The organism is Sphingomonas radiodurans, from assembly GCF_020866845.1.
Lineage (GTDB): Bacteria > Pseudomonadota > Alphaproteobacteria > Sphingomonadales > Sphingomonadaceae > Sphingomonas > Sphingomonas radiodurans.
Genome location: NZ_CP086594.1, coordinates 130920 through 142897, shown reverse-complemented (window position 1 = coordinate 142897; position 11978 = coordinate 130920). Strand labels below are relative to the sequence as shown.

Here is an 11978-nt window from a genome sequence, read left to right as displayed (position 1 = left end):
GGGGTAACGAAGGAATTCAACGGCTCAGGAACGTCAGCAAGTCGGCGGTCAGCCTGTCACTTTCGGTGACGAACAGGCCGTGGGGGGCGTCGTCATATTCGACCAACTGGCTGGCGCCGATTGCTTCGGCGGCGGCGCGGCCAGTAGGGTCGATCGGCACGGTCTTGTCGCCGGTGCCATGGATCACGAGCGTCGGCACGCGAAACGCCGGCAGGTCGGGGCGGAAATCGGTGTGGCCGAAGCTCTTCGCGCATTCGAGCGTCGCGTGAAGCGATGCCTGCATCGCGAGCCGCCACGCCCAATCGAGCGTCGCTTCGCTGACCGGGCTGGTGACGTAGCCGACGCCGAAGAAGTCCTTGAAGAAGGTGCGGAAGAAGTCCGGCCGGTCCTTCTTGATGCCCGCAGCGATCTCCAGCAGCTGCCCCTCGGGCACGCCGTAGGGATTGTCCTCGGTCTTCAACATATACGGCACGACCGAGCTGATCAGCGCCGCCGACACGACGCCGCGCCCGTCGTGGCGGCTCATGTAACGCGCGACTTCGCCACCGCCCATCGAGAAGCCGATCAGCGTCGCGTCGGGGCCAACTTCGACGCCCTTCAACACGTCGGCGAGGTCATCGGTCAGTGAGTTATAGTCATAGCCATCCCATGGCTGGCTCGACCGCCCGAAGCCGCGGCGATCATAGGAAATTACGCGATAGCCGGCCTCGGCGAGCGCCATTGCCTGCGGATCCCAGCTGTCGGCGGATAACGGCCAGCCGTGGATCAGGACGACCGGGCGGCCGCTGCCCCAATCCTTGACGTACAGGTCGTTCCCGTCGCGCGTCTTGACGTAAGGCATGGTCGTCTCCGGTAATGAGACCGAGAAACGAGCCGCATCGAGGCCCGTTCCAACCTGGATCAGCCGGCAGCTTGCGGCGGGGGCAGTTCGTCGCGGATCTCCTGCGCGTCAGGGCTGCGGATCGACGGGCGCAGGCGCGCGATGCTGCAGATCCCGGCGATCAGCGCGAGGCCAGCGGCCACCAGCGGCGGCACTGCACCTGCGCCGACCCCTGCCGCGAGCAACGCCGCGGCGAGCGTCGCGCCGAACGTCTGGCCGGTCAGGCGGACGGTCGAGACGAGCCCGCCCGCTGCCGCGGCGCGCGCGCGCGGCGCCGAACCGATGACGAGCCGCGCGTTCGGCGGCAGGTACAGCCCGAAGCCCGAGCCGCACAGCGCCATGCGCCATGCGACATCGAACAGCGTAGGATCGGCCGGCATCGTCGCGAGCAGCCCGAGCGCGATCAGTGTGACGGCCATCCCAGCCCCGCCCAGGATCCCTGCCGGAATGCGATCCGACAGGAAGCCCGACAGTGGCGCGACGAACATATTAGTGAGCGGCCAGGGCGCGATGCAGGCGCCGATCTGAGTGGCGGTGAAGCCGGCTGCGGAGAGGCGGAAGGGGGTCGACACCAGCAACGTCATCGAGGCGGTAAACGCCGTCAGGCTGCCGAACGCCGAAAGCGCGATGATCGGCCGCGCGAGCAAGTCGACCGGCAGGATCGGTGCGGGCGTGCCGAGTTCGCGCCGCACGAAGAACCAGCCAATGCCGGCACCCGCCGCGACGATCGCCGCACTCACCACCGGGCTGTCGCCATGGACGAAGCTTTCCGCGCCGCCGATCAGCAGCCCGAACATCGCGGCGCACATGATGGAACCTGCCAGATCAATTCGTGACAGGCGCGGAGCGGGATCGGGCAGTGATCGGCCGAGGATGATGCTGATGATCGCGAACGGGATCGCGCTCGCGAACACCCACGGCCATGGCGCGACCGCGAGCACCAGCCCGCCGATCGTCGGCGCGGCGGCGGCCGAGCTGGTGACGATCACCGAATTGATCCCGAGCCCGCGGCCGAGCTGCGCCGACGGATAGGTCTGGCGGATCAGCGCTGACGAGACGCTGAGCACACCGGCCGCGCCGATCGCCTGCATCGCGCGGACGATCAGCAGAAACGGCAGGCTCTTGGCGAAGAAGCACAGCAATGTCGCGGCAGTGAAAACGAGCTGCCCCGCCTGATACGTGCGCTTCAGCCCGAACCTCTCGCCGACGCCCGAGAAGGGCAGCAGCAGCATGACGAGCATCACCTGATAGACAGTGACGATCGACACGACCGAGCTCGGCGCCACGCCGAGATCGCGAGCAATCGTCGGCAGCGCCACGTTTGCCACACCGCCGTCGATGATCACCAGCGCCGAACCGCACCCCAGCGCTGCGATCGCGGCATAGCGGCGGGGCAGGGGCAAGCCGTCGGACATGCGGCGTGCCATAAGCGGCTCTGGCTTGGCGGCAAGCGGTGTTGGAACCCCCGCCCGTTCGTCCCGAGCGTAGTTGAGGGAGATGCCACCGGCGATTTCTTCCAGGGTTGGTGCCTCGACTTTGCTCGGCATGAACGGAGAGGGGTTGGCTTGCTTCGAGACAGCGCGCCCGCCACGGTCGCAGGAATAACGGAGTGTCTTATGAAGCATTTGGCGATCGGTGTTGCTTTGGTGGCGCTTGCGGCGGGGGGCGGCATCGCTCAGACCGCGCCGATGACAGACGTGATGGCAACGAACGATCCCTATATCTGGCTCGAGGACAAGGACGGCGCCAAGTCGCTCGCCTGGGTCGAGACCGAGAACAAGCGCACGCTTGCCCGGCTCGAGGCCGATCTGCGGTACAAGACCTTCTTCGACGAAGCGCTGGCGATCGCGTCCGCGGAGGATCGCATCCCGATGCCGCAGATGATCGGCGGCCGCATCTTCAATCTGTGGCGCGATACGACGCATCCGCAGGGGATCTGGCGCTGGACGAGCGAAGCCGATTACGCAGCCGCCAGCCCGAAGTGGACGACGCTGATCGATCTCGACGCGCTGTCGCAGGCGGAAGGCAAGAAGTGGGTGTGGAAGGGCGTGACGTGCCTGGAGCCCGAGGAACGTCGCTGTCTGGTCGAACTGAGCGAGGGCGGCGAAGACGCGACGACGCTACGCGAATTCGACATCGTCGACGGCCGCTTCGTCGATGGCGGCTTCACCCTGCCGACGTCGAAACAGCAGGTCGGCTGGATCGATGCCGACACGCTCATCGTCTCGCGCGACTGGGGCGGCGGGACGGTCACCAAGTCGGGCTATCCGTATGTTGTGAAAATCGTGAAGCGCGGTCAGGCGCTCGATGCCGCACGCGAAATCTATCGTGGGACGACTGACGATATCGGTGTCTGGTCGTCGGTTGTGGTCGACGCAAAGGGCAATCGCGCGGTGCTCGTCACGCGCGCAAAGACCTTCTTCACGTCGGAGAGCTTCCTGTGGGATGGCACGGCCGCCAAGCAGATCGCGATGCCGGAGCGGACCGAGATCAAGGGCATGGTCGACGGCCGGCTGATCGTGAAGACCAGCGAGCCGTGGGGCAATATCCCCGAAGGCTCACTCGCCTCGCTGCCGCTGGCGGCGGCACGCGCCGGCGTTGGCGAACCGACGCTGATCTTCGCGCCGGCGGCGCGCCAGTCGGTCGATCGTGACAACGTTCGGGTGACGAAGGGCGCGGTGGTCGCGTCGATCTACGACAATGTCCGTGGGCGCGCGATGGTGTTCGTGCCGCAGGGCGACGGCTGGACATCGCGGACGCTTGCGCTGCCCGACAATCTGTCGGTTGATCTGGTCGCGAGCGATGTCGGCAGCGATCGGGGGTATCTGACGGTGTCGGGCTTCACCACGCCGACGCGGCTGTTGGCGTTCGATGCGATCGCGGCGATTGCGCCCGCGGTGGTGAAGTCGCTCCCGGCGCGTTTCGATGCCGCGGGGCTGGAGGTCGAGCAGTTCGAGGCGGTGTCGTCGGACGGGACCAAGGTGCCGTATTTCGTGGTTCACCGCGCTGGGATGACGGGTCCAGTGCCGACGCTGATGACGGCTTATGGCGGCTTCGAAGTGTCGAACACGCCGTATTATTCGGGCGGTACCGGCAAGCTCTGGCTGGAACGCGGCGGAGCGTTCGTGCTCGCCAATATCCGTGGCGGCGGCGAGTTCGGGCCGGCGTGGCATGAGGCGGGGCGCAAGACGAAGCGACAGTTGATCTTCGACGATTTCGCGAGCGTTGCGCGCGATCTTACCGTGCGCGGGATCACCGATGCGGCGAAGCTCGGGATCTACGGCGGCTCGAATGGCGGGCTGCTGATGGGCGTCGAACTGACGCAGCATCCCGAGCTGTGGGGTGCGGTGACGATCCAGGTGCCGTTGCTCGACATGTTGCGCTACGAGGGGATCGCGGCGGGCGCGTCGTGGGTTGACGAATATGGCTCGGTCGCGGTGCCAGCCGAGCGCGCTTTCCTGGCCAAGATTTCGCCATACCACGCGCTGAAAAAGGACGGGCGCTACCCTGAGCCGTATATCTGGACGACGACCAAGGACGATCGCGTCGGGCCGCAGCATGCGCGCAAGTTTGCGGCGCGAATGAAGGAATATGGCCTGCCGTACTTGTTCTACGAGGACACGGCGGGTGGCCATTCGGGCGATGCGGATATCGCGCAGGGCGCGCGGCTGCAGGCGCTGCAGACTGTGTATTTCGCGCAGAAGCTGATGGAGAAGTAGGCGTTACGCGGCGGCCTCGCTCACCGTGATATCGGCGCGGTAGCCGGCGATCTCGGGTGCGACATATTGCATGTTCGCCTCGCGCAGCCGGGCTCCCTCCTCGTCATACAGGAATGGCAGGAACGCATAGCGCTTGCCGCGGGTAACGGGCCGAGCCTCGTGGAGCAGCGAGCAGGAGAAAATCACCGCGCCGCCAGTCGGCGCGCGATAGGTCTGCGGGCCGAACTCCGGAAACGCTAGGTCTCCGCCGTCATACTCGCCCGCGTTGAGGTTGATCGTGCAGGCGAACTTGCGGTGCGCGGTGCCCTTGGTGGTATTGTCGCGGTGCGCGCGGAAATGGCCGCCGCCCCCGCCATCCTTTGGGTCGCTATCGTAGCAGGCGACCAGCCAGCGTTCGATGCGAGTCGCTTCCCATTGCAGCGCGCGCTTGATCTGCGGGATCAGAAAGCGCCGCAGCCGCGCGCTAAGCTGCTCGCGCAGCTCATTCTCCTCGATGTGGAAATCCGACCGGCGTTTGTGATTATGATCGATGCGGGCGACGGTGATCCCGTTCTCCTCGCGCATGAAGCCCGAATCTTCGCCGCCATTCGCCTCGTAGAGATCGATCAGGCGGCGGCACATTTCGGGTTCCAGAATGCGCGGCACGATCAGAACCGGGGCGGCAGGATATTCGGTCGGCGCGTCGATTAGCGCTTTCAGCGCTATGATGGCTTCGTTGCCTGCATCGACTGAGAAGCGTCCAGCGACCCGCAGCGTCGTATCGAGCACCAGCCAGTGCGGGCGGTATCGCAAGTCGCTGCCGTCGCTATCCAACGCGCCGTATTTTCGCGAGACGGCGCCGTCATAATCGAGGAACCAGCGTATTCCCGGCAGCTCGGGTGCGATGACACTCTGCTCAACGTCGCCGGGATCGGTCGTGACACCGAAAAAGGAGGCTTGCGCGTCATCGAACAACGCGCGGTTCGCGGCCAGCACCGCGAGCGCGCCGGTGATCGCCGGATGGCCCGCGCGGCCCGCAAACAGCAGCAAGATCGGTCGGCCGGCGGCAGTATCGAACGTGTAGCGCGGGTTACCGGCCAGCGCCGGCGCATGAAACCACGGCGCCTGATCACCGGGAAGTAACAGATTGGCCATGCCGTACGCTAACAAGCCGTCTTGCCGTCCGCGACTCGAATCGTTCCTCCGGCACTGAAGTGCAAGTATGGAACGCTGCGTTGCCAAAAACGGTTGTTGCTGCACTGCAGCAGAATGGACTAGACCGGTGAACATGAAGCTGAACACCGACGAGGACCGTGTCATCGCGCCGCCAGCGGCGCCGCCTGCCAGCATGCCGGTCGTGTTCGAGGCGATCGTTAAGCTCCAAGCGCTTGCCGCGACGTACAACCGTGGCACCGTCACGTTGGCGCCGCATATCGTCTACACCAAGCACGGCGAATATTATGTCGACGCCTTGACGCTGGAGCGTGATGGCAAGCCGCCGAAGGAGCCCAAGATCGGCGCGTTCAAAATTGCCGGGCTTGGCGGCCTGCGCGTGACACCGCGGCGGTTCACCCCAAGCGATTTGTTCGCGCCGTCGGATGCGCGCTATGCTGGCGTCACACTGCTGGCGGTCGACGCCTAAGGCGACCAGCCGGGCGGAGCCAACTCGAAGCCGGCAAAGTCGAACCCGGGCGTGACGACGCAGGTGACAAGCGCCCAGCCGCTCTCTGCTATCGCCGCTTGCCATGCATCTGGCGGAACCATCGCTTGCGGTGTCTCCGGACCGAGCCGGTGATTAGCGATGGCCGGGCCGTCCGCGATCGACAGCGTCAACGGGCTGCCATCGTGCCACAGCCATAGTTCCGCTGCATCGACGCGATGCCAGTGTGAGCGCTCACCGTCGTCGAGCAGGAAGAGGATCGCCGTCATGGGCGATCGTCCTCCTGCCTCGGCCGGCGCAAGCCGCACCGTCTCGCGGTAGTGGCCGCCCTCGGGATGGGGGGCCAATCCCAATCTTGCAATGAGGGCGGCCGCTTCGCTCAACGGCAGCGAACCTGGCTGTTCTGATCGACCGAGCGCCCGGCCAGCGCGCCCGCCGCGCCGCCGAGCAGCGTGCCGACGATCCGGCTTCGTCCACCGTCGATCACGTTACCGAGCAGGCCGCCGGCGACCCCGCCAACGATCAGCCCAGTCGTACCGTCCGACCGACGGCAGTAATAGCGGCCGTCCGAGCCCGAATAGACGCGATCGGTCGGCGCGAGCGCACGCTCCTGATATTGGCCGCCCGAGCGATAATAGCGTGTGGGATCGTAATCACCCTCGTCACGCCACTGATCATCGTTATCGTTATAGCGCGAGACGGGTGGCGGGCCGGTGCGTCCGTCGTCCCAGCGCGGATCGCGATAGCCGGCGTTGGGCACGCGGCGTACCGACTGGTAACGATCGAATTCGGTTCGGAAGATCTGCATCTCGCGTTCGAAGCGATCCTGTGCGGCGCGGAAACGTGCGTCGTCTGCACTGGACTGGGCGGAGGCGGGGCTGGCGATCGCGACGCCGGCCGCGGCGCCGGCCGCGACAAGGGCCATGCCGATGCTACGGGTAAGCATGTCACTATCCTCTCGATGCCCGTAAGTGGGCATGGCGCAGATACGGTTTCGCAGCCGTATCGTTCCTGAACGAGCGTGAGGAGTGAGCATGGCAAACGAAAGCTGGGGCCGCCGGATTGCGCGGTGGGTGCTGATGGCTTGCTATGCCGTCGCCGGCGTCGGGCATTTGGTGTTAACCGATGCGATGGTGCGGATCGTGCCGCCGATGGTGCCGTTCGCGCGCGCGGTGGTGATCGTCACCGGGCTGTGCGAACTCGCTGGCGTGATCGCGCTTTCTACGTCGCGCTGGCGCCGCGCGGCGGGCTGGGCGTTAGCCGCCTACGCGCTGTGCGTCTGGCCGGCGAACATGTACCATGCCGTGCTGGACCTATCGAGCGGGACCGGCCTGCCGCTGGCGTATCACGCGCCGCGCTTGCTGTTGCAGCCGCTGATCATCTGGTGGGCGCTGTGGGCGAGCGGTGCGGCGGATCGCTGGCTGGGGCGTCAAGCCCCGCCGCGTCAGCCCTGATCGACCAGTGCCGGGCCATAGGCGTCGATCGCCTCGAACAAGCGGGTGAGATCGGCGCGTTCGTGGTAACCGATCTCTGGCCGCCAGATTTCGAATAGCAGAACGGTGCGCACGGCGGTGCCGCGGTTCCACGCCTCGTGTTCGAACGAGTCGTCGAAGATCATCAGCTCGCCTTCGCGCCAAGACCGCGTTTCGGCACCGACGCGCAGTGCGCAGCCGTCGGGTGCGATGATCGGCAAATGACAGATCAGCCGCGTGTTGAGCAGGCCGTGGTGGGGCTGGATGTGCGTACCCGGCGTGAGGCGCGAAAATAGCGCCATCGGCGAGCGGCCGGCGATGCGCGGGATCGGCAGCGCGGCCAATGCGGCGAGCGTGGCTGGGAACCGCGTGGCGTTCTCGGCGACGATCTGGCCGCCGCGCCAGAGATACAGCGCGCTCCATGCGGGATCGTCGAGCAACGGATTGTTGGGCATCGGGCGATCGGAACTGCCCGCGACATAGGGGGTAAAGCCGCTCTGCTGGGCGTCGGCGGCTTCCAGCTCGGCCCGGATTGCCGGGGTGGCGGCTTCGATCTCGGCCACCCAGTCGAACTCTTCGCGCGCAAAGAAGGCGCGCTGCGGCAAGCCCGCGAAATAGAACATCGATGGCTGCTGGAGGTACAGTTGCGTGCGGCCGAGGAGCAGATCGAGCGACTCGGCGACGCGCGGCGAGGTCGATGGTCCGACCGCGCTGCCCAGATGGTCGGCAAAGCGCGTCGCCGCCTGCTGTTTGAATGCCTCGGCCTGGTGCAGCAGCGGATGCAGCGATGCCGGCACCTCGCCCGCTGCCGCCGCCTGGTTCAGCGCGGCGGTATAGAAGCTGGTCGCGGCGCGATCGTCGCCGTCGAGCCGTTTGCGCTCCGCCATGAACAGGAGCCCTGCGAGGTGGCGCGGTTCCTCGCGCAGCAGCGCAGTCAGCGCGTTAGCTTCACCTTCGGAGTCCCGCGTCAGCCGGCACGCTTGGGCGAGCGGAAACCACGGCCGCGGCGCATCTGGCGCTTCCGCCAGCAATCGCTCGAAGACCAGTCGGGCGGAGGCGCCATCACCGCGACGGAGCAAGTCGAGCCCGTTCCGGACAAGCTGATCGGATTCGGCATGCGAAAGGGTCATGCCAAACCCTTACGGGCGACGAGATCAGGCGCAAAGCCAGCTGTCACGGCAGCGTGACGAAACTGTCCATCACGCGCTTGCGGCCGGCCTTTTCGAACTCGATGTCGAGCTTGTTGCCCTCGATCTCCTCGATCGCACCATAGCCGAACTTCTGGTGGAACACGCGCATCCCAACCGACAGATCATCGCGCCCTTTGGCGCCGAGGCCGACCGAGGGCGAGCGGCTTTCGACGATGCGGGTTGGCTCGCGCGTGAAGGTACGCGACTGCCATTCGCCGCCCGGCTTCGCATCGAGCGTGCCGGCCGCGCGTTGCCAGCCAGGCCCACGCCCGGTCCCACGCGCGACATCGGCGAACGGATCGGCGCGCTCGGACCAATTGGCACGCCACAGGCTCTCGCCGCCGGACATGGTCGTCTCGGCGTCGATATGCGCCGCGGGCAGTTCGCCGACGAAGCGCGACGGGATCGACGATGTCCACTGGCCGTAGATGCGACGATTGGCGGCATGGATGATCACCGCAAGCCGCCGCGCGCGCGTGATCGCGACGTACGCGAGGCGGCGTTCTTCCTCGAGGCTGCGCGTGCCGCCTTCGTCGAGCGCACGCTGCGAGGGGAACAACCCTTCCTCCCACCCGACCAGGAACACCGTGTCGTACTCCAGCCCCTTGGCGGCGTGGATCGTCATGATCGTGACCTTGGGATCCTCGCGTGTCCCCTCATTGTCCATCACGAGGCTGACGTGTTCGAGGAATGCGCCGAGGCTTTCATATTCCTCCATCGCGCGGACAAGTTCGCTGAGGTTCTCGAGCCGGCCAGCCGCCTCGACCGATTTCTCGGCCTGCCACATGGCAGTATAGCCGCTCTCGTCGAGCAATTGCCGGGCAAGCTCGGGGTGTGGCAACTCGCTCGCCATCTGCCGCCAGCGCGCGATGTCACCGACGAGGTTGCCGAGCGCGCGGCGCGCCTGCGGCGTCAGCTCGTCGGTGTCGAGGATGCGCACGGCGGCGGCCATCAGCGGCAGTCCTTCCGCGCGCGCAAGCTGGTGAACCTTGGCAACCGCCTTGTCGCCGAGCCCTCGCTTGGGCGTGTTGACGATGCGTTCGAAGGCGAGATCGTCGGCGGGCTGGTTGACGACGCGCAGATACGCGAGCGCGTCGCGGATTTCCTGGCGCTCGTAGAAGCGGAAACCGCCGACGATGCGATACGGCATGCCGATCGCGATGAAGCGGTCCTCGAACTCGCGCGTCTGGTGCTGCGCACGCACGAGGATTGCGACGTCGTCGAGACTCTTGCCGTTGCGCTGGGTGGCCTCGATCTCGTCGCCGACGCGGCGGGCCTCCTCGGGCCCATCCCACACGCCGATCACACGGACCTTCTCGCCGGCGTCGAGCTCGGTCCACAGCGTCTTTCCGAGCCGGCCGGTGTTCTGCGCGATCACGCCGCCGGCCGCGCCCAGGATGTGCGGGGTCGAGCGGTAATTCTGTTCGAGCCGGATCACCTTGGCGCCGGGGAAATCCTTCTCGAACTTAAGGATATTCTCGACCTGCGCGCCGCGCCACGAATAGATCGACTGATCGTCGTCACCGACGCAGCACAAGTTGCGCCGCTCCTGCGCGATCAATCGCAGCCAAAGGTACTGGACCGAATTGGTGTCCTGATATTCGTCGACCATCACGTAGCGGAAGCGCTGCTGATACTGCGCCAGCACGTCGCGATCGGTCTTCAGGATCGTGAGAACATGAAGCAGCAAGTCACCGAAATCACATGCGTTCACTGCACGCAGGCGAGCCTGGTATTGTTCGTACAACTCGCCGCCGCGGCCATTGGCGTAGCGTTCGCTTTCGCCGGCATCGATCTCGCGCGGGATCAGCCCCTTGTTCTTCCACTCATCAATCAGCCCCGCGAGGCTGCGCGCAGGGAAGCGCTTCTCGTCGATGTCGGCGGCGGCGATCAGCTGCTTGAGCAGGCGCAACTGATCGTCGGTATCGAGAATCGTGAAGTTGCTTTGCAGCCCGACCAGCTCGGCATGGCGACGGAGCATCTTGGCGCCGATTGCGTGGAACGTGCCGAGCCACGGCATTCCTTCCACCGCATCGCCGACCAAACGCCCGACGCGTTCGCGCATCTCGCGCGCGGCCTTGTTTGTGAAGGTGACCGACAGGATCTCGCTGGGATACGCCTTGCGGGTGTACAGCAGATGCGCGAGCCGTGCGGTGAGCGCGGCGGTCTTGCCGGTTCCGGCGCCGGCGAGGACAAGCACGGGACCGTCGGTCGTCAGCACCGCCTCGCGCTGCGGCGGATTGAGGCCCCTCAAGTACGGCGGATCGGCAAGCTGGCTATCGGTCACTCGGGTCAGGTAGTCAGGGTTGCGCGGCGGCGCAATCCATGAGAACAAATACGAAACGGTGAGGAGAGAGTCGATGACCACGAAGGGGCATTGTCATTGCGGCGCGATCGGTTGGTCGGCGGAGGGGCCGCCGGAGCATCACGCATTGTGCCATTGCGAGGATTGCCGCCGGTGGTCGGGCGCGCCTGTGGTCGGCTGGATCGCTTGGAAGGACGATCAGGTGACGGTGAGCGGGTCGCCGGTCACCTATCAGTCGTCGGAACAGGGCACGCGCGAGTTCTGCGGCAAATGCGGCACGGGGCTGTTTTATCGCAGTCCCCAGTTCCTGCCGGGGATCGTCGACATTCATTCCGGCACGCTCGATCATCCCGAGAGCCTGCCGCCTGGCGCGCAGATCATGGTTAAGGATCGGCTGTCGTGGACTGGCGGGATGGCCGACCTGCCCGAGTTCAACACCTATCCCGGGATGGATTGATGGAACCCGTTACAACAGCGGCGACTCGATTGCCGGCTGGCATGCCTATATGGCGGCGCCTAGCGTAGCGGCGCTCGACGCATTGATCGCGGCGGAGTGCGTGTTCCGCTCCCCCGCGGTCCACACGCCGCAAGTCGGCAAAGCGCTGACGATCAAATATCTAATCGCGGCCGCCGACGTGCCTGGCACGCGAGATTTTCGTTACGTCGGTGAGTGGCGTGCGGCGCAATCCGCAGTGCTGGAGTTCGAATGCACGCTCGACGGCGGGATCGCGGTGAACGGCGTCGATATCATCGGTGGGATGCGGCGGGGCTGA

12 protein-coding genes are annotated in these 11978 nt (G+C 65.9%); 5 read left to right on the top strand and 7 right to left on the bottom strand.

Annotated elements, in window-relative coordinates; genetic code table 11:
• Positions 1 to 16: 16 nt before the first annotated feature.
• Positions 17 to 841, bottom strand: coding sequence for an alpha/beta fold hydrolase (locus LLW23_RS00715; RefSeq protein WP_228946885.1), 825 nt, complete (start codon positions 839 to 841; stop codon positions 17 to 19).
• Positions 842 to 900: 59 nt separating this feature from the next.
• Positions 901 to 2295 carry an MFS transporter gene (locus LLW23_RS00710; RefSeq protein WP_228946884.1) on the bottom strand — a complete coding sequence of 465 codons (1395 nt, stop codon included), beginning with the start codon at positions 2293 to 2295 and terminating at the stop codon, positions 901 to 903.
• Between the two features lie 201 nt (positions 2296 to 2496).
• Here LLW23_RS00710 and LLW23_RS00705 point away from each other — a divergent pair, with 201 nt between their 5' ends.
• The gene (locus tag LLW23_RS00705) at positions 2497 to 4599 is read left to right on the top strand and encodes a prolyl oligopeptidase family serine peptidase (protein WP_228946883.1); all 2103 of its coding nucleotides are present in this window, start codon (positions 2497 to 2499) and stop codon (positions 4597 to 4599) included.
• Positions 4600 to 4602: 3 nt separating this feature from the next.
• Here LLW23_RS00705 and LLW23_RS00700 read toward each other — a convergent pair whose 3' ends face one another.
• The gene (locus LLW23_RS00700; protein WP_228946882.1) at positions 4603 to 5733 is read right to left on the bottom strand and encodes a 2OG-Fe(II) oxygenase; all 1131 of its coding nucleotides are present in this window, start codon (positions 5731 to 5733) and stop codon (positions 4603 to 4605) included.
• A gap of 133 nt (positions 5734 to 5866) precedes the next feature.
• On the opposite strand from LLW23_RS00700, the gene LLW23_RS00695 reads away from it, so the two are divergent.
• Entirely contained in the window at positions 5867 to 6220 is a 354-nt protein-coding gene (locus LLW23_RS00695; RefSeq protein ID WP_228948419.1) for a hypothetical protein, read from the top strand.
• Here LLW23_RS00695 and LLW23_RS00690 read toward each other — a convergent pair.
• The gene (locus tag LLW23_RS00690) at positions 6217 to 6621 is read right to left on the bottom strand and encodes a cupin domain-containing protein (protein WP_228946881.1); all 405 of its coding nucleotides are present in this window, start codon (positions 6619 to 6621) and stop codon (positions 6217 to 6219) included. The two genes, LLW23_RS00695 and LLW23_RS00690, sit on opposite strands and share 4 nt — an antisense overlap.
• A complete protein-coding gene (locus tag LLW23_RS00685; protein ID WP_228946880.1) occupies positions 6618 to 7184 on the bottom strand; it encodes a glycine zipper 2TM domain-containing protein in 567 nt (188 codons plus the stop codon). The genes LLW23_RS00690 and LLW23_RS00685 overlap by 4 nt, the downstream gene beginning before the upstream one ends.
• A gap of 88 nt (positions 7185 to 7272) precedes the next feature.
• On the opposite strand from LLW23_RS00685, the gene LLW23_RS00680 reads away from it, so the two are divergent.
• Complete coding sequence (locus tag LLW23_RS00680; protein WP_228946879.1) at positions 7273 to 7692, top strand: DoxX family protein; 420 nt, start codon at positions 7273 to 7275, stop codon at positions 7690 to 7692.
• Here the strand turns inward: LLW23_RS00680 and LLW23_RS00675 are convergent.
• On the bottom strand, positions 7683 to 8840 hold the full coding sequence (locus LLW23_RS00675; protein WP_228946878.1) for an aspartyl/asparaginyl beta-hydroxylase domain-containing protein: 1158 nt from the start codon (positions 8838 to 8840) through the stop codon (positions 7683 to 7685). The genes LLW23_RS00680 and LLW23_RS00675 overlap by 10 nt on opposite strands.
• A 43-nt stretch (positions 8841 to 8883) precedes the next feature.
• Positions 8884 to 11187, bottom strand: a complete 2304-nt coding sequence (locus LLW23_RS00670) for an ATP-dependent helicase (protein ID WP_228946877.1) — start codon at positions 11185 to 11187, stop codon at positions 8884 to 8886.
• Between the two features lie 73 nt (positions 11188 to 11260).
• Between LLW23_RS00670 and LLW23_RS00665 the strand changes: the two genes are divergently transcribed.
• Both LLW23_RS00665 and LLW23_RS00660 read left to right on the top strand, forming a co-directional pair.
• Complete coding sequence (locus LLW23_RS00665; protein WP_228946876.1) at positions 11261 to 11662, top strand: GFA family protein; 402 nt, start codon at positions 11261 to 11263, stop codon at positions 11660 to 11662.
• A 49-nt stretch (positions 11663 to 11711) separates the two neighbouring features.
• Positions 11712 to 11978 (top strand): hypothetical protein, encoded by a 267-nt coding sequence (locus LLW23_RS00660; protein ID WP_228946875.1) that lies wholly within the window; start codon positions 11712 to 11714, stop codon positions 11976 to 11978.